At 54.3% G+C, this 24227-nt stretch carries 21 protein-coding genes and 1 tRNA gene; 10 read left to right on the forward strand and 12 right to left on the reverse strand.

Features of this window, described 5'->3' with window-relative positions; all coding sequences use genetic code 11:
- Positions 1 to 266, forward strand: a 266-nt coding sequence (locus FD38_RS11890) for an RNA-guided endonuclease InsQ/TnpB family protein (RefSeq protein WP_157058832.1), incomplete at its 5' end; no start/stop codon positions are given.
- 145 nt (positions 267 to 411) lie between these two features.
- Here FD38_RS11890 and FD38_RS11895 read toward each other — a convergent pair.
- From FD38_RS11895 to FD38_RS11910, 3 genes are all read right to left on the reverse strand, one after another.
- Positions 412 to 1329, reverse strand: a complete 918-nt coding sequence (locus FD38_RS11895; RefSeq protein WP_057734470.1) for an SPFH domain-containing protein — start codon at positions 1327 to 1329, stop codon at positions 412 to 414.
- Position 1330: 1 nt separating this feature from the next.
- On the reverse strand, positions 1331 to 1537 hold the full coding sequence (locus FD38_RS11900) for a hypothetical protein (RefSeq protein ID WP_057734472.1): 207 nt from the start codon (positions 1535 to 1537) through the stop codon (positions 1331 to 1333).
- Positions 1538 to 1847: 310 nt separating this feature from the next.
- Positions 1848 to 2375 (reverse strand): hypothetical protein, encoded by a 528-nt coding sequence (locus FD38_RS11910; protein WP_057734476.1) that lies wholly within the window; start codon positions 2373 to 2375, stop codon positions 1848 to 1850.
- A gap of 557 nt (positions 2376 to 2932) precedes the next feature.
- On the opposite strand from FD38_RS11910, the gene FD38_RS11915 reads away from it, so the two are divergent.
- Positions 2933 to 6577 carry a MucBP domain-containing protein gene (locus FD38_RS11915; protein ID WP_057734478.1) on the forward strand — a complete coding sequence of 1215 codons (3645 nt, stop codon included), beginning with the start codon at positions 2933 to 2935 and terminating at the stop codon, positions 6575 to 6577.
- A gap of 78 nt (positions 6578 to 6655) precedes the next feature.
- Here the strand turns inward: FD38_RS11915 and FD38_RS11920 are convergent, their stop codons facing one another.
- Positions 6656 to 7711, reverse strand: a complete 1056-nt coding sequence (locus FD38_RS11920; protein WP_057734480.1) for a zinc-dependent alcohol dehydrogenase family protein — start codon at positions 7709 to 7711, stop codon at positions 6656 to 6658.
- 151 nt (positions 7712 to 7862) lie between these two features.
- Positions 7863 to 8810 carry a helix-turn-helix transcriptional regulator gene (locus tag FD38_RS11925; protein ID WP_057734481.1) on the reverse strand — a complete coding sequence of 316 codons (948 nt, stop codon included), beginning with the start codon at positions 8808 to 8810 and terminating at the stop codon, positions 7863 to 7865.
- Between the two features lie 396 nt (positions 8811 to 9206).
- Here FD38_RS11925 and FD38_RS11930 point away from each other — a divergent pair, with 396 nt between their 5' ends.
- Complete coding sequence (locus FD38_RS11930) at positions 9207 to 9800, forward strand: hypothetical protein (RefSeq protein WP_057734482.1); 594 nt, start codon at positions 9207 to 9209, stop codon at positions 9798 to 9800.
- A 136-nt stretch (positions 9801 to 9936) separates the two neighbouring features.
- On the opposite strand, the gene FD38_RS11935 is transcribed toward FD38_RS11930, so the two are convergent.
- The gene (locus FD38_RS11935; RefSeq protein WP_057734483.1) at positions 9937 to 11175 is read right to left on the reverse strand and encodes a hypothetical protein; all 1239 of its coding nucleotides are present in this window, start codon (positions 11173 to 11175) and stop codon (positions 9937 to 9939) included.
- 186 nt (positions 11176 to 11361) lie between these two features.
- Between FD38_RS11935 and FD38_RS12835 the strand changes: the two genes are divergently transcribed.
- Positions 11362 to 11535: a hypothetical protein gene (locus FD38_RS12835; protein WP_157058833.1), complete on the forward strand. Its 174-nt coding sequence runs from the start codon at positions 11362 to 11364 to the stop codon at positions 11533 to 11535.
- Here the strand turns inward: FD38_RS12835 and FD38_RS11940 are convergent.
- On the reverse strand, positions 11532 to 12059 hold the full coding sequence (locus FD38_RS11940) for a DUF6933 domain-containing protein (protein WP_057734484.1): 528 nt from the start codon (positions 12057 to 12059) through the stop codon (positions 11532 to 11534). The two genes, FD38_RS12835 and FD38_RS11940, sit on opposite strands and share 4 nt — an antisense overlap.
- A gap of 178 nt (positions 12060 to 12237) precedes the next feature.
- On the opposite strand from FD38_RS11940, the gene FD38_RS11945 reads away from it, so the two are divergent.
- Positions 12238 to 13545 carry a DNA/RNA non-specific endonuclease gene (locus FD38_RS11945; RefSeq protein ID WP_057734485.1) on the forward strand — a complete coding sequence of 436 codons (1308 nt, stop codon included), beginning with the start codon at positions 12238 to 12240 and terminating at the stop codon, positions 13543 to 13545.
- A gap of 140 nt (positions 13546 to 13685) precedes the next feature.
- Here FD38_RS11945 and FD38_RS11950 read toward each other — a convergent pair.
- Positions 13686 to 13757: transfer RNA gene (locus FD38_RS11950), tRNA-Arg, on the reverse strand.
- A gap of 217 nt (positions 13758 to 13974) precedes the next feature.
- On the opposite strand from FD38_RS11950, the gene FD38_RS11955 reads away from it, so the two are divergent.
- Positions 13975 to 15084, forward strand: coding sequence for a glycerol dehydrogenase (locus tag FD38_RS11955; protein ID WP_057734486.1), 1110 nt, complete (start codon positions 13975 to 13977; stop codon positions 15082 to 15084).
- 341 nt (positions 15085 to 15425) lie between these two features.
- Here the strand turns inward: FD38_RS11955 and brnQ are convergent, their stop codons facing one another.
- From brnQ to FD38_RS11970, 3 genes are all read right to left on the reverse strand, one after another.
- A complete protein-coding gene (brnQ, locus tag FD38_RS11960; RefSeq protein ID WP_057734487.1) occupies positions 15426 to 16796 on the reverse strand; it encodes a branched-chain amino acid transport system II carrier protein in 1371 nt (456 codons plus the stop codon).
- Between the two features lie 399 nt (positions 16797 to 17195).
- Entirely contained in the window at positions 17196 to 18521 is a 1326-nt protein-coding gene (locus FD38_RS11965; RefSeq protein ID WP_057734488.1) for a replication-associated recombination protein A, read from the reverse strand.
- 24 nt (positions 18522 to 18545) lie between these two features.
- On the reverse strand, positions 18546 to 18872 hold the full coding sequence (locus FD38_RS11970; RefSeq protein ID WP_057734490.1) for a hypothetical protein: 327 nt from the start codon (positions 18870 to 18872) through the stop codon (positions 18546 to 18548).
- 159 nt (positions 18873 to 19031) lie between these two features.
- Here FD38_RS11970 and FD38_RS11975 point away from each other — a divergent pair, with 159 nt between their 5' ends.
- The 4 genes from FD38_RS11975 to FD38_RS11990 all read left to right on the forward strand — a co-directional run bounded on the left by FD38_RS11975 (position 19032) and on the right by FD38_RS11990 (position 21956).
- The gene (locus tag FD38_RS11975) at positions 19032 to 19487 is read left to right on the forward strand and encodes a MarR family winged helix-turn-helix transcriptional regulator (protein WP_057734491.1); all 456 of its coding nucleotides are present in this window, start codon (positions 19032 to 19034) and stop codon (positions 19485 to 19487) included.
- A 33-nt stretch (positions 19488 to 19520) separates the two neighbouring features.
- A complete protein-coding gene (locus tag FD38_RS11980) occupies positions 19521 to 20168 on the forward strand; it encodes an NAD(P)H-hydrate epimerase (RefSeq protein WP_057734492.1) in 648 nt (215 codons plus the stop codon).
- Positions 20169 to 20275: 107 nt separating this feature from the next.
- The gene (locus FD38_RS11985; protein WP_057734493.1) at positions 20276 to 20827 is read left to right on the forward strand and encodes a M15 family metallopeptidase; all 552 of its coding nucleotides are present in this window, start codon (positions 20276 to 20278) and stop codon (positions 20825 to 20827) included.
- Between the two features lie 187 nt (positions 20828 to 21014).
- Positions 21015 to 21956 (forward strand): DMT family transporter, encoded by a 942-nt coding sequence (locus tag FD38_RS11990; RefSeq protein WP_057734494.1) that lies wholly within the window; start codon positions 21015 to 21017, stop codon positions 21954 to 21956.
- A gap of 689 nt (positions 21957 to 22645) precedes the next feature.
- Here the strand turns inward: FD38_RS11990 and aldA are convergent.
- The gene (gene aldA / locus FD38_RS11995) at positions 22646 to 24121 is read right to left on the reverse strand and encodes an aldehyde dehydrogenase (RefSeq protein ID WP_057734495.1); all 1476 of its coding nucleotides are present in this window, start codon (positions 24119 to 24121) and stop codon (positions 22646 to 22648) included.
- Positions 24122 to 24227: the final 106 nt, after the last annotated feature.

Genomic DNA, 24227 nt, shown 5'->3' on the forward strand with positions numbered 1-24227 from the left:
ATCATCACCTGGCCAAGTCAATTGCCAATGCGAGTTGGTACCAGTTTCGAACCATGCTAGCTTACAAGTGCCAGTGGTATGGTAAGCAGCTCATTGTGGTGAACCCCAACTATACTAGTCAGCAATGCGCTAGCTGTGGGTATCAAAGTGGTCAGAAACCGCTCGAAATTCGCGAATGGACTTGTCCAAAGTGTGGGACACACCACGATCGTGATATCAATGCGGCCGTTAATATCTTACATAGAGGGCTAAAAACGGCCCAATAAAGTCTATCAGGCTAGGGACTAGCCTTGGTAAAAGAGTTGAGTTCTGTGAGTTAGGTACTCGGCATACCGACATAACGGCCTAAACACTCCTCAATGTTCCCAGAAGCTCGGTCGTTTACGGCCGAGTAGTTCACTCTATTGCTAGTTAATCTTGGTTAGTGGTGTGGTCTGCACTGCGAAAGGCCTTCGCAATCGCCGGAATCGTGCCCAGACTGTCAATGGTACTGTTCGGCATGATCACGGTGTTGGCGTCGCTCTTGGCCAGTTCCTTGAAGGCCGCGATGTTTTGCGAGATGAAGTAGTTCTGTGAGGACCCCTTCAACGCCGCATCCAACTTGGCTACCCGATAAGCCTGCGCATCGGCCTCCGTATGGATTGCCGTGGCCTTGGCCGTCGCCGAATTGACCAACGCCGTGTTTTGCGCGGTGTTGGTGGCCAACAAGGCCTGGTTGTTGGCTTCGTTTTCCAGCGTAATCGACTTACTCTTCCCTTCGGCCGTGGCAATCGCCGCGTCCCGTTCCCGGGTGGCCTTCAGCAATTTGTTCATCGAATCTTGGATGTCCTTAGACGGATTGACCGAATCGATGTTGACCCGGTCAACGTTTAACCCGTAACCGGCCGTCACGTCGGACAACCCCGAAAACAGCGCCTGGTTGATCTCCTCGGTCCCGTTCAAGACCTCGTTGAGTTCCTTATTCCCAATGATGCCCCGCAATGACGCCCGGGTATCCTGGGTCATACTGCGCACCGAGTCTTCGTTCTTGAACACAAAGTCCTCGATGTTGGTAACGTGGTATTTCAGCGAAATCTTCACGGAAATCTCCGCGTTATCCTTGGTGATCACAATCTGCTCGTCCAAATCCACGGGTGTTTGGGCCGTGCTGACCCGAATCACGTGCGAGATGAACGGCGCAATCAGGTGAAAGCCGGGCGTCAACGTCTTGTTGTACTTCCCTAACGTGATGACCACGCCCCGATCCGGTTGCGTGATAATTTTGACCATGTTCAGTAAGACCAACGCGATCACCAATATAATGATAATTAGTGTAATTGTCCCCCACATCTTAATCTCCCCCTCGTTGGGCCGGCACGACTTGAACCGTCAAACCGTGCTGGTCCGCTTGTACCACTTTCACTGTATCGCCAACGTGCAACGTTTCCGCTGCGTGTAGCCGATAGAAGATTCCGTAGAATGTGGCGCCCACGGTCACATCCGCCTGGCTCAGCACAAATTGACGTCCAATCAGGCGTTGATCTAGGTTGTCGATCATCAGCGGTCCCCCCTCGTTTAATCATGGTTACATTAAATGATAGGCTAGTTAACCGGGCAATTCCAGCGTTTTTCTCCAAAACCAAGGGGAGTGCTCCCCCGTTTGCCTAGTGGTCGTCACGGTTGGGCGCCATCCGGCCGAAGATGGCCAAGGTGTCGCCCAAACTCAGAATCAGCACCGTGCCCGCCCGGTCAAACAGTCAGCCCATAACCATGCTGGCCGTCCGGTCTCCCAACTGGAAATCGTCTTGCGGGAGACGTGTAACTACGTCGCCGTGGCCGCCTGGGTCAGCCCGCGGTCAAGCCGCGGGTTACTTCTCTAAAATGGTTAAGTTGTTGGTCATGTGACGCACGCGCTTTGCGGCGTGATCCTGGTTGATTCGCTGGACGACCCGCGCCAGCGTGGTGTGGACCACCGTATAATCTCCATCGGAATGCACCACAAAACTTTCGTAGGTCACCCGTTGGCCCTTTAACGTAAACCAGTTTGGCTCCAATTTCTTTTGGCTTTCCTGAATGTGGGCGTCCGGCCAAACCGAATAACGCTTGGTGCCCTGCACCCGTTCCGTCTCCACTTGCCAGCCCAGCTTGAAGTCCGAGACTTCCTGCCAGCGTTGGACCGACGTATGCTTCACCGCAAAATAGATGAGACTAGTGTCTAACAACTTGGGCTGTTGCCGTAATGCACGCACCGTTAGCGGCGTCTCCGCCGGACGAGCGGGCTTAGACGTCGAACTGGCCGCCGGGGCCGCGGTAGTTGGTTGTCGGTGACACGCAGCCACCCCACCAGCCAACAACACCGTTGCGACTACCCCACTCACTAAAAATTTGGGCACCATGGTCCCACCTCCCGAATCGCCTTAGTCTACGCCAAAATGGCGGATAACGGCAGTCTTGACTTTTCCGGATGGGTGTCGCCAGTTAACCGGTTTAGTTATTCCGTAAATCATTTTACCCGTTTTTTAGTGATTTACTTATGGCTGATTTTATGCAAACCACCCCTTATAATCGAAATTTAGCGGATAATTCGCTACTAGACCACTTAAAAGGTTGTGTTACTTAAGTCATTATCCTTACACCCGTTAATCACTGTCAATGTTAGCTTTCTCTGAAAATCAGCCATTATAAATATTTTGAAAACACTATATTACCATTACCCACCTGAACTTTATTTATCATAAGTCATAATCCCCCTTGATATTCCAGTGTGGGGTGGCTACAATATAGGTGAAAACCGGATTGTCCATTTAACTAATTATGTGGTAATTATAACCGCTAATCGGTTATTCTTTCTGGTTAATAGTTGTTGGTCACTTACTTAATTCGTTTAAACGGGGCGGTCATGCGGCCGTTCCGGTAACAACGTTGCATTGATATCTTGAGGGGGATCTCAATCATGAAGAACATCTTAAACGAAACCAAGGAACACTATAAGAGCTATAAGGCAGGCAAGCACTGGGTTTACGCTTGCTTAACGGTCACCACCCTGGGCTTAGGCCTGTTGGGAAGCACCGCCGTGGCTCAAGCCGATACCAACACGTCAGACGCAGCACCAACCGCAGATACTCAACAAGTCGACGCGACCGCCAAGGCCCAACCAGCGGCCACGACGACTTTAAGGACCACCACACCGGCACCCGCTAAAGTTGAGAATTCAACCCCGGCGGCACCCGTTGAAGAATCACCAGCACCCGCAACTAAGACGCCTGAAACTGAGACACCCGAAACTAAGGCACCCGAAACTAAGGCACCCGAAACTAAGGCACCCGAAACTAAGGCACCCGAGGCTGAGGTTCCAGCCGCTTCAAAGACGACCGTTGCTCCGGAACCCGAATCGACCGAACCTGCGGCTAAGGCCTCCGCCAGCGAACAAGACCCCACCCCAACGCCCGTAATCAAATCCGGCGTCAAGTCCGCCACCCCAGCACTGAAAGCACCCGCTACCCCCGTTGCCGACCCAGCGGCTGACAATGACACCAACACCGGCACTAAGGCTTCAGCGGCCGACCCGGCAGTGAACACCGAGGCGGACGCTACCGTTAAGCCCGAAGTTGAGACCGAAGCCGATCCCACGACCGACCCCAACAACGCGGTAAACTGGATGCCCGATCCCGCCCTGCGGCAGTGGATTGAAGCCGCAATCACCGGTGACCGCACCGTACAAAATCCCGACGGTACAATTCAAGGAACTATCGTTACCGACGAAAACCTCTATCAATTCGTCAATGTGTCATTTTCATTATCTAATGCAAATTATCAAAATCAACCTAACTTAACGAGCCTAAAGGGACTGGAACGGTTCACTAACCTTAAAAGTTTTGAAATAACTGATACTAACTTAATGCCATCAGGTATGATCAACTTTGATTTTGCGCCCGCCATGGTGACCTTCCGCATCGTCAATTCCGATAGTGCTAACCTGAATTGGAACCTGCCACTTAACGATTTTTTGGCGACCTACCTGCCCAATAACACCAATTTGACACGTCTTTCCTTAGATAATTTAGGACTCACCGGCGACCTTACCGGTTTAGTTAAGTACCAGAATCTAACTACGGTCACGTTACCAGACAACAAACTCACCGGCGATTTACCAGATCTATCCTCAATAAAAAACTTAGGAATCCTCGATGTCAGCAACAACCAATTAAGCGGCTCCCTTCCCGACTTTTCAACTTGGACCGGACTTAAAGACCGGGGGACGCTCAAGGTTTACAATAACAACTTTTCCGGTAATCTACCGGACTTAAGTGGTCTATCCGTTGTCCAATACAAACAGAATCACTTCACTTCCGGGCTCTATCTTAGCCCGACTGATAATACCTACCACTTACTCGAAGGCGCAAACCAGTCGCTAATTGGCCCGACTTACACGCAAGCTCAGGTTCAAGCCGGGTTTAACCCCTTCGTTGGCGCGCAAATTTCCGGGCTTCAAGATATCGCCACAGGGTCGCCCGCCAACGTTAACTTCTCCTATAGTCCTTTCGGTAGTAATAAATCCCGATTCGTTTACAGCACCACGGCGCCCGCTTTCCAAGAAGGCAGCGACTGGAACAACTGGGCCGATCAACACGAAAACGTTTCTTCGTGGTTCGGTTTCAAGTACTCGAACCAAATTGGATTTAACTTTGTGCCCAAGCAATCGCTACCAGCCGGCTACTACACGTTCCTCGCCGTTTACTATGGTGGCAATCGTCAATCGGACTATTCCGCCTATATCACCTTCAGGGTAGATCCCGCGGTCGACAGTACCATCACCGTCAAGAACGTTGACCAGCAAGGTAACTTATTGAGTCAACACGTCTTGACCGGTAAGGAAGGCGACCGGGTCACCGTCCAAGCTGACGATTTGGCCAACTACAAATTAGTCAGTGACGTGGCCACCGTCAACAAGGTCTACACGGACGCTCCACAAACGATCACCTTCATCTACGCCTCCACTCTAGGGACCGTGACCGTGAAGGATGTCGCACCCGACGGCACCGTACTGGACCAACGCACCATGACCGGGACCATCGACGATTCCTTCACCGCTAACGCCGGCACACACTACGGCTACACGCTGGTGGGAGAACCAACCGTGGACGGAACCTATACAGAAGCCCCACAAACCATTACGTTTAACTACACCAACACCAAGGGAACCGTCACCGTTAAGAACGTGGATACCGAGGGCAACCTGCTTAGCCAAAAGGACCTGACTGGCAACGTGGGCGACGCCTTTACCACCAACGCCGAGAAACTTTACGGCTACACGTTGACCAGTGACCCCACCGCCACTGGAACCTACACCGAAGAACCGCAAACCGTCACCTTCGTCTACGCCATCGCCAAAGGGACCGTCACCGTCAAGAACGTAGATACTGACGGCAACCTCATCAGCCAAAAGACGTTGACCGGCAACGTGGGTGCTGATTTCACCGCCAACGCTGATAAAATCTACGGTTACACGTTAACCAGCGACCCGACTACCACTGGGACTTACACCGAGGCACCACAAACCGTTACCTTCGTTTACGCCATTTCCAAGGGAACCGTCACCGTCAAGAACGTGGACACCGACGGCAACGTCCTGAGCCAGAAGGTCTTGACCGGCAACGTCGGCGATGCCTTTACCGCTAACGCCGACACGACGCTGACTGGTTACCAAATCACCGGACCCGCTACGCAAACCGGGACCTACACCGAAGAACCGCAGACCATCACCTTTACGTTTAGCAAACTGCCAGCCGCACAAGGTAGCGTCTTGGTTAAAAACGTCGATACCGATGGCAACGTCCTGAGTCAGCACACCCTCACCGGGAAAGTCGGCGACAGCTTCACCGCTAACGCCGATACGCTGACCGGTTACCAAGTCAACGGGCCAGCCACCCAAACGGGGACCTACACCGCAGCGCCGCAGACCGTCACCTTCACCTTTGCTAAGATCACCACGGGTGGTGGCGGCGACATCGATACACCGGCAACTAACGGGACGGTCATCGTCAAGAACGTGGACGCCAACGGAAACGTCTTAAGCCAACACACCCTCACCGGGAAGGTTGGCGACAGCTTCACCGCTAACGCCGATACGTTAGCTGGTTACCAGGTTACTGGACCGGCTACCCAAACCGGGACTTACGCCGAAGCATCGCAAACCATCACCTTCGTCTTCGAAAAGGTGGCCACTAACGGCGACGACGGCAAGGGGGACCAGGTGGCTCCAACGCCAACTAAACCGACGACCCCGACGAAACCTAACCGGCCGTCACAGGGCGCCCAACCCGCTACCGGGAACCAAGCCGATCGGGCCGCTCAACCAGCCAAGGCTAACCGCGTGACGCCTAAGCCGGCCGTCATGACCAACGGCGCCGCAGCCAAAGTCACAACCACGGCCGCACCAGTCACCTCAACGCACCAGGCCACCGACCGGACAAACACTGTTTCGGCTACTAAATTACCGCAGACCAACGACCAAGCCAGCGTTAACCCGCTAGTCGCCGGTCTGACCCTGTTGCTTGCTACCTTGGGACTGGGTCTCAACCGCAAGCGGAATCACTAACCTTGTTGCCCCTCAAGACAAACTAAAGCACCGTCACGTAACTCTGCGTGGCGGTGCTTTAGTGTTTTCAGAACCTAATCAGTCTTCCCCAATCTTCAACACGCACGCACCCTTGATGTCACCTTGCTTCACGAAGCGCAAGGCCTCGTCGGCTTTCTCAAAGGCGTACGGCGTGGTGGCCGGGTGGATGTCCAACCGGTCGGCCAACGTTAAGAATTCCTCCCCGTCGCGGCGGGTGTTACTTTCCACGCTGGTCAGATTCTTTTCGTGGAAAATGTGGTCCTGGTAGTTCAGGGCCGGAATATCGCTGAGGTGGATCCCCGCTAACGCGAGGGTGCCCCCCTTAGCCAGGTTAGCCAGTTCGTTCGGCACCATATCGCCCACCGGCGCGAACATGATCGCCGAATCCAACTTGACCGGCGACGGGTCGTACGCGCCTTGCGCCGAGGCGGCCCCCAGCTGTAGGCCAAATTTCTGCGCGTCCTTGCCTCGGGTGAAGACGTGGACCTGGATCCCCTGGTCGATGGCAATCTGCGCGGTAATGTGCGCCGACCCCCCAAAACCGTAAAGCCCCAGCGTTCCGCCGGCCGGCACGTTGGCCCGTTCGAAGGCCCGGTAGCCGATGATACCGGCACACAACAGTGGCGCCGCCGTCACGGAATCAAACCGCTCCGGAATCCGGTAAGCAAAGCCCTCGGGGACCGTCACGTACTGCGCGTACCCGCCGTCGTGGTCCCAACCGGTATACAACGAATGCGGGCATAGGTTTTCTCGGCCCGACCGGCAGTACCGGCACACGCCGCAGGTCCAACGTAACCACGGCACCCCGATGCGTTCACCCAGCCTGAACCGGTTGGTTTGGGGACCGTTACCGACCACCTCGCCGATGATTTCGTGCCCCGGCGTGACGTGGGCGTGGTGCACGGGCAGGTCGCCCTCACTCACGTGGAGATCAGTATGACACACCCCGCAGGCCAAGATGCGGACTAACGTTTCCCCCGGTCCCGGTTGAGGCACCGGTTTAGTCACCAATTCCAACGGTGATTGCGGCCCGTCGATGGGCCCCGGCGTGGTCACCTGCCAGGCCTTCATCTGCGTGGGTAGGTGCGCCATCATTTCTGCTTGTTCCGTCATCGTGCATTCCTCCTTAAACCACTTAGACGCTTACTCCCCTCTAGTTTAGTCTTAATTGCCCCGTTCGTGCAGGGCGGAACGCGGAATTCGTTCACTCACCGCCAAAAAATCCCGCCACTCCAGTCACGTGACCGGAGAAACGGGATTCTGGTTAGTCGTAATACGCTAGCGTCTTCTGTAACGTGGCCTTCACGTCGTTGATCAACGTCTGGGGGGCCAGCACCTTGATCAGTGCCCCCTGGCCCAACACCCACAACAGGGCCCCCTGGGAGAAGAGGTCGCCTTCGATGGTAACGCTACCGTCGTCATGACGGTGGGTCACCTGGGACTTGGGTAACTTATCCAACGCGGTCTGCGGGTAACCCCAGTACCGGAACCGGTAGTGCAGCTCGTAGCCCCCGTTAAGCAGGTAGGTCTTCTGGCGCAGGGCGCCCTCGTCGGTCTTTTTATCGGCCGGCACCTCCAGTTGGCGGTTCAACGATTTGACCTTATCGAACCGGTCGAGGCGAAAGACCACGCTTCGATTATTGTCCTCGAGATACATCACCACGTAGAAATAGTAGTCCGCAAAATAGAGGCTGAGGGGCCGGCCCACCTGAAACTGGGGGTGGTTGCCCTGCGGCACACTGCTCTGATAAGAAAACTTGATGGCTTGTTTGTCGATAATGTAGTCGCTAAACTTCGCCAGACGCGGCAAGATTTTTTGGTCGGCACCCACGGGGATGTAGGCCGCCATGGTCGTGGCAATCGTCTTCTTCACGGCCTTTTGGGTCTTCAACGACAGCATGTTCAAGAGATGGTGGGTCACCCGCTGCATTTCCGCGCGACTCAACGCCCGGGTCCCAATCACCAGCTTGATTAGCGCTAGGGCCTCAGCCTGTGAAATCTGGTCTTCGCGGTCCAAGTAATGTTGGTGCGTGTTGGCCTTGTAGCCCATTTCAAATTCCGTCTCGTGAACCAGCGCGTCGGCGATCACGGCCTGGTCTCTGGTCATGGTCCGTTCGGAACACCCGTAGTCGCGGGCCTCCGCGCGGAAGTTGATGCTTTCACCGTCTAATAATCGAAATAATAGCTGCACAATCCGTTCCTGACTAGTCATGGTATCCTCCTATAAATTCCGTCAAAAGTCTCATCCATCACCACCGGGGATTTCCGGCTGGCGATGTTCTCGCTCAAGTGATGAGTCTAGTTTACGATTTGAGGGTGTCACCATTTGGCGCGACGGGATTGTGGGCCGAAAAAAGTGAGAAGTTTTTTCCGATTTAAAGATGAACAAAAAAAGGACGGTCAAGTCGACCGTCCGTCAGTGGCCAGCTGCGCCACTCCTGCCAAGGGTAGTCTTATTATAGCACGCGCCCCATAATGGCAAAAAATTTTCTGGACGACCGACTAACGACAAACTGTGTCACCCCCCTATGCTATATTGACCTTACCGATGGTTAAGCAATCACCGCGTGGCACCACGACCTAAAATTGAGAAAGGACTCCTCTTATTATGACGACTTTACCCTTTACCAAAGTTGATAGTTTTGCTTTTTGGCGCATTCCGGCTGGCGCCGACCAGGCAGCGGATAACCAGGCCCGCGAGGCCCTGTTCAAGACGCACTACGTTCCCGATGATTTTCCAACGGACCAGTTACCGGCGGACCTGACCGCCTACCTGGCTCAGATGTCCTACGTTTTAGTCGGGATGAACCCCGGCAACGGCTTAGCCGACCAACCCGACCAATCGTTTACCAATTTCCACGGCGCGCGGAAGAGTCAAGATTACAAGCTCGCCGCAGCCCTCTACGGCACCGCACTCTGGGGCGCCTTCATGACCGACCTCTCCGAAACGGTCGATAGCAATCCCCAACACGTGGCCTTCAACCAGCAGGTCGTGGCGGACCTCGAAAGCCACCTCGACGCCCTGGGCATCCCCGCTGACGCCACGCTAATCGCCGTGGGTCAGGGCGCCCATTACCAGAACCTGGTGAAGTTTGCTCATCGACCGGTCAAAACCATCCCCCACTACTCGCCTAGCAACAACGGCCACTGGACCGCCGATAACAGTCGCCAAAAAGTCCTCGCCGCGATCAACCAACACTAACCCGATTCGTAAAAACGCTCACCATAACGCCGATCAATTGGCGTTGTGGTGAGCGTTTTTTGTTAAACAATTGGTTTAATTGTGCGTACCAAGGGTAAGTTCATGATAAAACGGCGATATGCGACTGCCGGTGCGCTTAATTGTCGCCCTGAGCGAGGCGGCTGAGGAACGTGACCAGCTCGTTAAACGTCAGGTCGTAGCCCAACAAATGTTCCGTGGTCGGATTCAGGACGTCAAAGACGGTTTCCACTCGATGATACTCCTTATATTTTCGGGAATTAGCTTGTAAGTCCTCAATTTGGTGACCATCAGCGGCGACTTTAAAGTGTTTAATATCACAAATATCCGTCAATTGACGGTCATACCGGCGAATTTGAACGCCCAACGAGTCGGCTAGTTGGCTGAGAATCGTCGACAATTGGCGGCCTTGCTGGTCCACGTCCACCGACATTCCATGAGCGACCTGGTGGAGCAGGTCGCCACCGTCTGCGAGATTGATGGGCCAACTTAATGGCACGCGGCCGTCTTCAGCGACAAATTGTAAGAAAGTAGCGTTTTCAGGCGATTCTTCACCCGCTGGGAGATTGGCCACCCGCTGCAGATCGTCAACGGATTCAATCAAACACGCCTTCGAACAGCCGTTACTCCCCAAGACCAGTTGTGCGCCGGCCAAATCCTCGCGTGATAATCGCGGCCACAGCAAGAGTCGTTTAACGGTCGCTGCAGACAGCCCCCGCTGTAGCGCAAACAGCACGGCCCCTAACGCGCTTAAAGGCACCTGGTTGAGTAACGACTCTCCCGTCGCGTCAACAATTTCAAAAAATTCGGTCGTCCACATGTAGGGGTGCTCATCGGGTTTCACTTCACCATTGCTGGTCGCCACGACCGCCTGTTCCTGGTTGACGATTTCCTGGTACATTCCATCGCTACTAGTCATGATGTCCAAGCTGCCCCCAACGGTGAGCCCCTTCACCAATCTGGTTTCATCATCATCAACGTCCCACCGACCAACGCCCGTCTGGTGCGTTCCAATGACCCGTAGTCCCTGTTGGCTGGCACCGCGGATCAATTCGGCAGTGGCCGGCAGATCCGGGTCAGTGTCAGTGACGAAGGGCAAGTCTTCACCCGCGAACAGTCGATCTATCGTCGTTTGCAAATCAACTAAATCGACTTTATCGGCATATAGCTGGCCGGTCATTTCATAAAGTTGATAACGTGCTACGGGAGCCGTTAAGCGCCGCCATTCGGGCGATAACAACGTTACGGTGCCACCGGGCCGGATGATATCCATAGGACTATAACGATATATCAATAGGTTAGCGCCCAGCTCTTTTTCCTGTAAGTACTGGTTCAAATCAGGTTGTGCTTCCGTCATGCAACTCACTCCTCAGTCTTGATTGAGGCCACCCCCACTGGGTAACCACTATCTCTAGTATAGAAAATGGGGCGGTCACCATCTGTCCACAACGGGCGAAAAACCAATTTAATTTAAAAAGTTGGCACCAGCGCCGGTTGTCCCCTAAAAAGTAGCGCGTAACCTAACCTGTAAGGAGGAATTTCGATGGCCAAACTAGCCATGACGGTCAAGGCCGTGATCGTTTTAGGTCTCATCTGCATTTTGGGCCTGCTCATTTATAACTTGGTAACGGACTTCCAGTCCACCGTCCTGATCTGCCTGGGAATTGCGGTAGCCCTGTGGTTCGGGCACCACGTGTGGCCCCGCCGGTCGCATTAGGGCTGCCAGCGAAACTGGGCGGGCGTCAGGTCACGTGCGATGGTCGCCACTTGATGGCGCGGTTGCTGCCGTCCCAGTGGCGGGGTCTGCGCCACCAGCAGCGCGAGTTCTAAGGGAGACGTGATCGCCTGTTGCCACAAGAAATCGACGTACATCCCCTGTTCGTTTAACCGCCGCACCCGCTGATGGTCGAGGGGCTGGTTGATCTGCCAGTCCCCGGCAACCTGGCGGTAGGTGGTCAAATCGGCGGCCGCTAAACCGTACTGGGGCCACTGGGCGGCGAGTTGGGCCCAGAATAGGTCGGCTAACCGCTGTGTCGCGCAATCCGCGGCGTTAAGGACCACGCACAACGCACTGGCATCGTGACTGATTAACACGAACCGTTGGCGCCGCGCCGTGATGGCCGTGGCGTGCCAGGAAAAAATCGGATTGGCGCGGGCTGCACGTTGCGCCACATCGATCGAGCGAACGACCGGGTAATCACGGAAGAGATCCCGGCTTTTTTGCGTAACATTGAGGTACATTGGACACACTCCTTTAGCAATTAACATCTTCAGCGCGGTCAAGTTTCACCCCTAAGCCCTTTCATAACCAAATTTCTGGTATGCTTAAGGTTGCCCAAATAGGTTTATGTAAAATGGCAACGATGGTCATTTACATATTTTTTGGTCCACTACTTAACTTCCTGAGGAGGAACTTTTCATGGCAACATTTATCACATTTCTTGGTTTCCTCAGTCTGCTTACCGCCATTGGTCTCGGCGGACTCTGGACGGTCAAGAAAATCGGTCATCGACGCACCAACCACCAGGGACGCAACGCGCTCATCGCCTTAGTGGTCGCCTTCATCTTCATCGGTATGGGGGGCGGTGGTGCGTCAACCACCAGAACGGCCTCGGATAAAGCTAACCTGGACAACTCGTCCAGCGACTCGACCGCCACGACGACCAAGTCTTCGTCGTCTGAGTCCTCAACGTCTAAGCCGGCCAAGCAATCCGCGGCCAAACCCAAGACGGCCGCTAAGGAACAGGCCACCACGTCCCGGAACAACCAGGTGCTCACCAAGCTGGTCAGCTATACCAAGGCCGAATCGGCTGGTCCCACCCAGAACTATTACTGGAAGTTGGGAAAGGCCCACACCACCGGCTTTAAGAACCTAAAAGCCGGCGACTACCATTTCGCTAGTGATTCGCAAGGACGGGCTGGTAGCGCCCGCGCCGTTTTAACTTACGGGGAATACGCCGATTCACGAGGCTCCCGTCAAGGTGATCCACTGGAACCCGGTGGGTGGCCGACCACCAATCCCAAGGTCGCCATCAGTTACGTCTTCACTGGTCGCACCTACCACGGTTATCTCTATAACCGCAGCCATTCCATCGGCGATAGCTTACTGGGAGCGAAATCCTACACGTCGGCTAATAACTTCACCACCGGGACCCGGCCGCAAAACGTTGGTGCGGACCAAAACGGGGGGATGCGTTACGCCGAAGAAACCGCGGAAGATTACTGGAAGGCTAACCCGAACACCAGTCACACCATCCAGTACCAAACGACGCCGCTCTACTACCACAGTGAGACCATCCCCCGTGGGTCCATTGTAGACATTCACTCATCCGACGGGCAACTCAATACGGCGATTGCGGTGATCAATTCGGCTGAAGGCATCAAGATTGATTACAATACCGGCAGCAACAACGCTAAGCCAATCACCGCGGCGCCCCGCCGGTCCAGTCACACCACGAGTGCCAGTGCTGGTACCCATGCCGGTAACGGTACCGGCAACAGTGGCGCAAGTCATCAGACGAGTACCACGACCCATTCGACCGCCCAATCAGGTACTAAATCGGGACAATGGACTACTGCCCCAGCTGGTAAGGTCTACGTCTCTGACAGTAATAAGTACTATTCACAGGTCAAGAACCCCGGCAACTATACGCTCAAAAGTGAGTCACAAGCCCAGGCTGACGGTGCCACGCGCGCAACTCGCGGGAACCAGTACGCCCGGCCTTAACGGGAAAACTGTTAGCTTAACGGCTAGCAGTTTTTTCTTTGGATTAAACCTTTATACCGGTTAATCTGAACCGCCAATAAAAAAGGCGCTAGCCACAACTAGCGTCTCATCAGCGTCTCCGCCGGTTCATACCCGATTAATGCGCCCCCCGAGAGTCGAACTCGGATCATGAGGACCGAAATCTCATGTGCTATCCATTACACTAAGGGCGCCGAACACCTTTATTCTAATACAAAACTAGGTCCATGACGCACTTTTTTACTTAGCGGGTAATTAGTTTTAGAAAGGTTGTGTCCAATCTTTTTACTTCAAAATCTGCGGTTGTGGTTAGTCGCCTTACCAAGTTAGTTAAGTGAAGTCCCCAAGTCCCCCTTTGCGGTTGAATCCGGTTACACTGTCCCTATTCTAAGACTAATGGAGGGGATTCTCATGACCACCGCGTTTGCTAGTCCGTCCACCTACGTTCAAGGCGATCAACTGCTTGAACACGCCGCCCCCTACATCACGCCGTTTGGCGACCACGGGTTACTGCTCGCCGACGACATCGTTTGGCAACTCATCGGTCAAAAATTTTACGATAATCTCACCACCGCTAACCTCACCATCGAACACGTTCAGTTCAACGGCGAAAGCTCGCCCGAGGAAATCGACCGCATCAAGGCCATCGGTCAGCGGACCGATGCCAAGTTCGTGATCGCCCTAGGTGGCGGGAAAACCAACGACACCACTAAAGCCGTCGGTGACGCGCTGGGCATCCCCGTGGTCATCGTGCCCACGTTAGCGTCCAACGACTCGCCCTGCACCCGCCTGAGCGTTCTGTACTCGGCGGACGGCGAATTTCTCAAGTATCTCTTCTACGACAAGAACCCCGACCTCGTGTTGGTGGACTCCGCCGTGATTGCCGGTGCGCCGGTGCGCTTCCTGATTGATGGCATTGCCGACGCCCTGTCGACCAACGTGGAATCCCAAAGCGTCTCCTGGGCCCGCGAGACCACGCTACTTCCGCTCAACACCCAGCAGACCGCAGCCGGTATCGCTTTAGCCGAAAAATGTGAAGAAATCCTGTTCAAATACACGGACCAGGCCGTGGCCGCTGCCAGCGATCACGTGGTCACGCCCGCGCTAGAACACATTATCGAGGCCAACATTCTCCTCAGCGGCGTGGGGGCCGAAAGTTCCGGACTGGCCGCCGCTCATAGTTTTCAAAATGGGTTGACCGCCCTTTCCGGCGACGTCCATCAGCTGTCTCACGGACAGAAGGTGGCCTTCGGAACGCTGGTCAATCTGGTCCTCGAAGGCGCCAGCGACGCGCGCTTCCGTAAATACCTGGACTTCGAAGTCGCCCTGGGTCTCCCGACCACGTTTGCCGATTTGCATCTGGGTGACGCTACCGACGCCGACCTTCTGAAGGTGGCCGAGCTCGCCACCCAGGAAGGCGAAACCATCCACAACATGGGCTTTCCGGTCGATGCGCGGACGTTACTGGCGGCCATGAAGGGCGCCGACGCCCTCTCGCGCAACTTCCAGCACCTGAACTAGAAACTTTCTTAAAGCCCATCCGTCACGCAAAACAATGACCCTTACTCAAAATTAGCCAGTTGAAAAAACATCCTAAAGTTGCCATCAATTCCAGTATCAGCTGGAGGGCCAGTCAGAAATGGGCTCAGGGGTGAAATTTGTGTTGGCCGGTGTCCTTTGCCGGCCTAGACAAAGGTCGGTCTTCAAGACCTGGGCTATGGGCTTGAAGCCGTGCCCACCCCGTTCCAGCCCATTTCTGACTGGCCCGGAGGCGCTGAATACTCAAAATTGGTCTTTTAAGACAGACCCTAATTAAAAACTGTCGCCACCGGGCCCACACGACCGGTGACGACAGTTTTAGATTACCGCGCGCGTTCCGCGGATTCTTGGGCAACTAAGCGGAAGTGACCCCAGGCAAGGCTTAAGAAGAAGGCCAAGCCGGTAGGAACCAACCACCCGAGTCCCAGACTCGCGAACGGCACGTAGGTGTGATAAGCGTGTAAGACCGCGGCAACCGGGCCAAAGGTCGCAACCACGGCCGGCGCATTGGCCAGCATATCCAAGACAGCGGGGACCGCCGTAACCGCGATGGTGGTCTTGTAAACCACGCTGGCGTACAGTTTCTTGGCGACGGTCAACGAGACTAAGATCAAAGCCAAAGACATCGGGTACAGCAGCATCAAGACGGGTAACGACCAAGCGATGATGTTGTCCAGCCCGGCGTTAGCGACCAAAAACGAAGCGACCGTCGTAACCCGTAACCAGGCCAGATAGCTGACCTTCGGGAATAATTTATGGAAGTCTTGGGCAAACGAGGTCACCAGACCCAACGCCGTAGTGAAGACCCCTAAGGTGACCAGGACCCCTAAGAAGGCCGTCCCGAAGTTACTGAAGTAGTGCCCCACGATTTGCGATAAGGCCACGCCCCCGTTGTCGGAAAGCTTCAATTGGCCCAAACTCAACGTTCCTAACAAAACTAAGCCGAAGTAGACCAGGACTTCCAACACGATGCTTAACGTGCCGGCCTTGGCGGTCAAGCGGGTCAATTCCTTATCCCGGTAACCCAAGCCCCGCACCGCGTGGACGAAGGTGACACTCAACGCTAACAACGCTACGGCATCGATGGTGTTGTAACCTTCCAGCAGCCCACTGATTGAGGCGTTAGTCTGGTAAGCCACGGTTGGCGTGTGTGCCACATTCCCCATCGGCTTTAAGAAGGCGACCACGAAGACCACCGCCAACAAGGCCAAGAACCCGGCATTCAAATACTTACCAACCACTTTGACTAAACTGTTTTGGTGCGTCGCTAAGACGTAGGCTAAGGCGAAGAACGCGGCGGTAAACAGCCACTGCCCTAACGTGGTCCACTGCTTCGGTAAGAACGGTTCGGCCGCCATCTGGTAAACGGTCGCGGCCGTCCGGGGCGTCCCGAAGAACGGGCCAATGGTCAGGTGAACCAAGACCAGGAAGACCGCCGCGTATTTCGCACTGACCGGCTTCGCCAGGTCGTAGAGGCCGTCACTCTTGGTGACCACCACGGCCAAGATTGCTAGTAACGGGAACAGCGACCCGGAAACGGCGAACCCTAAGGCCGCCGTGAACCAGTTCTGCCCCGCCATCTGCCCTAAGTGAACGGGAAAAATCAAGTTACCAGACCCGAAAAACATGCCGAAAATTAACGAACTCACCACTAATAATTGCCAAAAATTGTGTCGCTTGTCTGTTTGTTCCATCTTGATTCCTCCAGTCGTTTTTAATCTGTTAACGTCAAAAAAGCCCTTCTCCCGCCGAAACGGGAAAAGGGCTCTATTTTTAAGTAGAACGGTACCACCTTTTTGTGGCGGCCGCAGCCACCACACTCATCACGGACAATCATCCGCTAGCCTGGTAATGGTGGCCGCCACGGTAGCTTACAAAATTTTCAGCACCGAACTCAGAAATGATTTTCACTTGCGCTAGACGGTCACTTCTCACTAAACGTGACTCACTGGGCATCGCTGCGCGCGTTACTTTTTTCTTCAACGTTTTTCAAATATTGGTTTTTATTATAAGCACTACTAAACGAAAAATCAATGGCAATTCTCATCTTTTTTTAATTTTAAAATAATTTGCTGGCTGATGGGTCACCGGACTCACGACTTTGAGGAATGTTCCCGCCGCCACTTCTTCACGTAATCCAACCGCTTCTTGAACAGGTCTTCGCGGCCCTGATCCGTGGGGTGGTAGTACTCGTGACCCACCAACGCGTCCGGCAGGCTTTGCATGGTGGTCAGCTTGTCCGGCGTGTCGTGGGCATACTGGTAGTCCTTACCGTAATTTAGGTCGGCCATTAGCTTGGTCGGGGCGTTACGAATCTGTAGCGGCACCGGTTCGTCGCGGGTCTCCTTGACGTCTTTTTTAGCCGCCAACCGGGCCTTGTAGATGGCGTTGGACTTGGGCGCCAACGCCAGGTAGGTCACCGCCTCGGTCAGGTGGACGTCACACTCCGGCATTCCCAGGAACTGGCAAGCCTGAAAGACGTTGACCGCCACGTTCAACGCGTTAGTATCGGCCAACCCGATGTCCTCGCTGGCAAACCGGACCAGCCGGCGGGCGATGTATAACGGGTCTTCGCCGCCCTCCAACATCCGTGACAACCAGTAAATGGCCGCGTCGGCGTCACTGTTGCGCATCGACTTGTGCAGCGCGGAGATGATGTTGTAGTGTTCCTCGCCGCTCTTGTCGTACAACACAAACTTCTGGGTAATCAACTGCTTGAGGTCGTCCATGGTGACGGTCACCCGTTGGTCGGTCTTCTGACCGTTCAGCACCGCCATCTCCAAGGTATTGAGCGCCGTCCGCGCATCCCCGTTGGCAAACTCGGCAATCGCCCGCAGTTCGTTGGGACCCACCTGGACCGTCAAATCCGGGAACCCCGCCGGATTCTTGAGCGCGTTGGTTAACAACTGTTCGATGTCGCTGGTTTCGAGGGCCTTCAGCACGAAGACCTTGCAGCGCGACAACAACGCCGAATTCAGTTCAAACGATGGGTTTTCGGTGGTGGCCCCAATCAAGATGATGCTGCCCCGTTCGACGTAGGGCAGAAAGGCGTCCTGCTGGGCCTTGTTGAACCGGTGGATTTCGTCGACGAAGACCAACGTGCGCTCGCCGATTTCCCGGTCGCCCTCGGCCAGCTGCATGACCTGCTTGATTTTGCGGATACTGCTATCGACCGCACTAAACCGGATGAATTTGGCCTGGGTCTGCTGAGCAATGATTTCGGCTAAGGTGGTCTTGCCGACACCCGGCGGTCCCCAGAAGATCATCGACGAGACCTGGTCGTTTTCAATCAGCTCCCGCAAAATTTTCCCGGGTCCCAGCAAGTGCCGTTGCCCCACGAAGTCGTCTAACGTTTCCGGGCGCACCCGGTTGGCCAGCGGCATCTGCTGGGGATTATCGAATAACGATTCTTGTTCCATCCTGACACCCCCTCTTAAAAGCGGCTACCGGCCACCCGCGGCCCGTTCGGCCTGTTGTTCCAAATACTGTTGTGTGGCCTCTGCGTTGGTCCGAAAGTCGCTCAAAAACGAGTCGCTCATCGGGGCCACCGTGGCGGTCTGCTTGCCCAGAATATCGATGACGATCAACTGCTCATCCTGCCATTTGGCGGTGTCGTAGTGGCCGTCTTCAATCTGGTCAAGAAAGGTCTGAAAGGTGTCGAGCACCCCCTGCCGAATCACGTCGTCTTCACTGACGTCCTCGCCTAGCTTCTTCAATTGTAGCTGTCGTAATTGGACCTCATCCATATCGGTCGGGATTTGAATAAACATGGTTAGTTCCCCCAGTTTGTTTTTAATTTATTCTATCACTTCATTCTAACGAAAAGAACGAGACGAATCGTTATCCTTAACCGTTATCTGGTGTAAACTAAAGATAGTACGCGGGTACTTCCCGCGTGACGAGTTCGCATCGTTAAGGAGGGGCGTTTTATGGAAGACTACATTCTAGACTTCACCACCAACCTCGCCATCCTCCACCGTCAATTTCAGCGTGACATGAACCAAATTCTGGAAGCGGATAAGGTCCCCATCAACATCACGGAATTTTACCTGCTCGTTTTGGTTTCCGAGACCAGTCCCATTAATCAACGGATGGCGGCACGTACGATTGCGGTGGACGAAGGCCTGATGACCCGCATGGTTCGCCATCTGGTGGCCTTAGATTTCCTGCAAAAGACCGATGACCCGACCGACCGCCGCAATAAGCAGCTGACCCTCACGGCCACCGGCGAGCAGCTGGTCCAGCGGGCGATTCAAGTGCTGCATCACTGGTGGCAAAACGTCACCCCGACCGATACCACCGTGAATTTTCAAGCCATGACCGAGCAGTTGCAACGCCTCTCAATGCGGGTGTTGCAGTTCGATCACCCACTCGAAAACCTTTAACCTGTTTGTTTTGAACCCAAGGAGGGACTATTAATGAGTAAAGCCATTACGATTGCGCAAGCGCAGAGTTACGACGCCCATACCATTAACGAGATTGGCATTCCCGCCATGGTGCTGATGGAACGCGCGGCGTTAGCCACCTTCAACAACCTGTTAAACGATGATTACGACCTCACCCGCGTGGTGGTGGTCGCGGCGACCGGAAACAACGGCGGGGACGGCATTGCCGTGGCCCGCTTGCTGAAGGTCCGCAACATTGACGTCGCCATCTACCTGCTAGGTGACCCCACCAAGGCCACGGACCAAACGGCCCAACAATTAAAAATTGCTAACTACTACCACATTCCGTTCACCACGGATTTAAACGACGTGATCAACGCCACCACGATTATCGACGCCATCTTCGGGGTCGGTCTGAGTCGCCCGATTACCGGTAAATTCGCCGAGGCCGTCAACGCGATTAACGCTACCGACGCCTCCACCGTGGCCATCGATGTGCCGTCCGGCATCAACGCCGACAGCGGCGAGACCTTAGGCGTAGCGGTGATGGCCGATTCAACCACCACCATGGCCTACAAGAAGGTCGGCATGCTGACCGCCAATGGTAAGCAACACACCGGCATTCTTCACGTGGCCGATATTGGTATTTACGGGGCGGATCACGTGGAAACGATTAAATAATTTTCATCCAACGGGTTCCTAACGAACCCGTTTTTTCGTGGGCATTTTTATTGCCTTTTTCAGGGGGACTTGTTATATTGAAATCGGTTACATAAAGGAGGTTTTCGATGTCCAAACTGACCGGCTTTAGCAACATTCAAACCTTAGATCCAACCCTATTAGTTGACTTGCGTTACGCGACTCCCAACAACTTTACGGGACAAGTTATCTACGACTTTACCACGGCCATCGCGCGCACGGGCACGGCGCAAAAACTTGTCGCCGCCAATGCTGCGCTACGCCAGCAGGGCTACCGACTTAAAGTTTGGGACGCCTATCGCCCGGTGACCGCCCAACGACGCTTATTTGACGTTTACCCCGACCCGAATTTTGTGGCTCAGCCCGATTCGAACTTCTCGCATCAAAAAGGCGTCACCTTCGATTTAACCCTCTGCGATGCCGCGGGACACGAACTTGAGATGCAAAGCGCGTTCGACGATTTTTCCGAACGGGCGCACCGCGAGTACCCCCGCACAGCCGAACAAGAACACAACTACCAACTCCTCAACCAGGCCATGTTGGCCGCTGGTTTTGTCGGCTACATCAATGAGTGGTGGGACTACCGGGACGCGGATCAAGATACCTACGCCCCCTTAGCCGCCAACCCGAATGATTTCTAGGATTTACTTATTTACCCAGTAGCACTCCCCCCCGAAACGGACGTTTAACCGGTGATTGAGACCGCGTTTAAACGTCCGTTTGACGTTGCCGGGCCCGTTCACCATTAAATAACCAAGCGAATTATCTCCACTTCTCGCCGCAAATGGTGTTTACTGGTAGTAAGCACGTTTTGAGGAGGGAACCGTTTTGTTTGCCTTAGTTATGGGGGTCATCATCGGCCTCATCTTACCGTTACAAACCAGCATTAATTCACGCTTACGGCGTTCCGTGGGATCACCCTTCGTGGCGTCGTTAATTTCCTTTACCATCGGCACTCTGTTTCTGGCTGTCGTCACGTTGGGCGTCGACCACCGGCTATTCTTCAGTCCCCACCTGTTCAGCCAACAACCGGCCTGGCTGTGGATCGGCGGGTTCTTCGGGGTGGTCTACCTGACCTGTAACATCCTCCTGTTTCCCCAACTCGGCAGCGTCCAAACCGTGATTCTCCCTATGTTCGGCCAAATTCTGATGGGGCTACTGATCGATAACTTCGGGCTCTTTCACGCCAAAGTCAGCCCGTTAACACCTATTCGGTTGGCCGGCGCGGTTTTAGTCTTAATTGGGGTCGTGGTCACCGTGGCGTTGAGCACCTGGTTGTTCAACCGCCATGAGGCCCGGACCACTTCCACACAAGCTGCTCGGGGACTGTGGCTCTGGCGACTCCTCGGCATCTTCGCCGGCATGCTGGGCGCGGCGCAATCCGCCATCAACGGTCACTTGGGGTTAGTCCTGCATTCCTCGCTCAACGCGGCCTTCATTTCGTTTTTCGTGGGGACGCTGGCGTTGATTGTGATCAACCTGGTCTTACGTTCGCCGCGGCAACTAATTGAACCCGACCACCGCCCGAATCCCTGGTGGATGTGGCTGGGCGGCGTGATTGGTGCGCTCTTCGTTTTAGGTAACGTTTACCTGGTCCCAATCTTAGGTACCGGTCTGACCGTGGTCATCGTTCTGGTCGGCTTGATGGGCGGCAGCCTGTTGATCGACAACTTCGGCTGGCTGGACAGCAAACGCAACCCGGTCACTCTGGTCCAAATCGTGGGCCTGCTGATTATGATTGGCGGCGTGGCGTTAATTCATTTGGCTTAAAGTTAACTCCGGTCTTTCGCTTGAATCTTTTGCGAATGATCGGAGTTTTTTTCGGGATTTATGGGTTAGTGGGTGGGGTTGGCGGGGGTATGCGGGGACTGAAACGTGCTTTTGGGGGATAGGCAGCGAGTATTAACCCCAATTGAGTAATTAGCCAAGCCTGGTTTCCCCCATTAATTACCAGTATGCACTAGACTCTCGCCCTGATACTGGCGCCATCTGCGGCCGCCGAAACGTGCTTACCAGGGGCAACGGGTTCCGCTTAATTCCGATTGAACAATTAGCCAAGCCCAGGTTCTTCCTAACAATTACTCGTAAGTGACAGTATCTCGCCCTGATACTGGCGCTATCTGCGGCCGCCGAAACGTGCGACTGATGGGCAGCCGGCTCCGCTTAACCCCGATTGAGCAATTAGCCAAGCCTGCTTTCCCCCATTAATTACCTGTATGCGCTAGATTCTCGCCCTGATACTGGCACCATCTGCGGCCGCCGAAACGTGCTTACCAGGGGCAACGGGTTCCGCTTAATTCCGATAACGGGTTCATCCCCAAAGAACGGGGATAAACCCGTTATCGGCCTTAATGCTCGCCCGCTGACCGCCCCTGGACGCACTCTCTACACAAAAGGGCCGCTCCCTCTCTGGAGAACGACCCTCTCGATCAAAGCTGCTGTTCTTGCAAAGTTAGATTTTAGCCTTGAGCCTTTTCTGGATGACCTTGCAAGTAAATAACATGCGTGTTCAAGTATTCTTCAATCCCATGACGCCCGTCGTCACCGCCGATACCGGATTCCTTCCAGCCGGAGTGTGACCCGTTCATGGCTTCGAAGTTGAACCGGTTGATGTAAGTTTCCCCGTCTTCCAGTTCGTTAGCCGCCCGAGCCGCGTTATCCAAGTTCTGGGTGAAGATGGATGACGTCAGCCCAAAGTCACTGTCGTTCGCCATGTTAATGGCGTCGTCTAAGGTCTTGTAGGTCACGATTGGCAGTACCGGACCGAAGATTTCGTCCTGGACGATTTCGGAATCTTGCTTGACGTTGGTAATGACCGTTGGTTCGTAGTAGAACCCGTTTTCAATCGTGACCTTGTGGCCCCCGGTCGTGATCTTACCGCCGGCCTTGACCGCGCGTTGAACCATGCCGTCTACCTTGTCCAAAGCGGCTTGGTTGATCAGTGGTCCCATGCCGGAATCCTTATCGGTAATCGGGTTGGCAACCTTAACGGCGGCCATCTTAGCGGTCAACTTCTTGGTAAATTCGTCGGCCACGTCTTCTTGAACGTAGATCCGTTCACAGTTGTTGCACAGTTGCCCGTTGTTGTCGATCCGTGAATCGATGATGGCTTGGGCGGCCAAGTCTAAGTCGGCATCGCTGCAGACAATGGCTGGCGCCTTCCCACCTAATTCCAGAGAAACCTTGGCCATGTGCGTTGAAGCGGCAGCCATGACCCGCTTCCCGGAATCGACGGACCCGGTCAGACTAATGATACCAATCTTCTTGTTGCGGGATAATTCATCCCCCACGACCGAACCAGGGCCGGTCACAAAGTTGACGACCCCCTTAGGAATGCCCACCTTGTCGACAATCTTGGCAAATTCCAAGGCCAGGTTAGGCGTATCGGAACTTGGTTTCATCACGATGGTGTTCCCGGTGACCAAAGCCGGTCCCATCTTCCGGGCAATCAGGAAGAATGGGAAGTTCCATGGCAAGATGCCCGCGGCTACCCCAATCGGTTGCTTGGCGATCATGATGTTTTCGTGTTCGTTGTCGGATTGGAGAATTTCTCCTTCATAGGTCCGCGCCGCTGCGGCCATGTAGTCGAAGTAGTCCGCGGAGAACATGATTTCCGTGGTGGCCAACGACTTGATCTTCCCCTGTTCTTCTTGTAGCAGGGCAATCAGATGGTCAGCTTGGTTGCGAACTTCCGTGGCAACGTCGTGGAGGTACTGCCCCCGAGTTGCGGCCGGCACGAACTTCCAGGTCTTCTCAGCTTCGTAAGCGTCGTTGATGGCCTCTTGGGTCTCTTCGCGCGTTGCACTCGGCACGGTCGAAATCTTCTCACCGGTTGAAGGGTTAATAACCGTTAACAATTTTCCTGAAGTTGAATCCTTAAATTCACCATTAACATACATTTGGTAGTGCTTTAATCCAGTTTCTGTTGCTGGCATTGCTAAGGCTTCCTTTTCATTAAATTCTTAAACGACAACGTCACAAAAATTTACCTGAATTATTCACCAGAAACTCCAAAATCCCCATCAAACACATGATTCAAGT

The organism is Levilactobacillus zymae DSM 19395 (assembly GCF_001434115.1).
Lineage (GTDB): Bacteria > Bacillota > Bacilli > Lactobacillales > Lactobacillaceae > Levilactobacillus > Levilactobacillus zymae.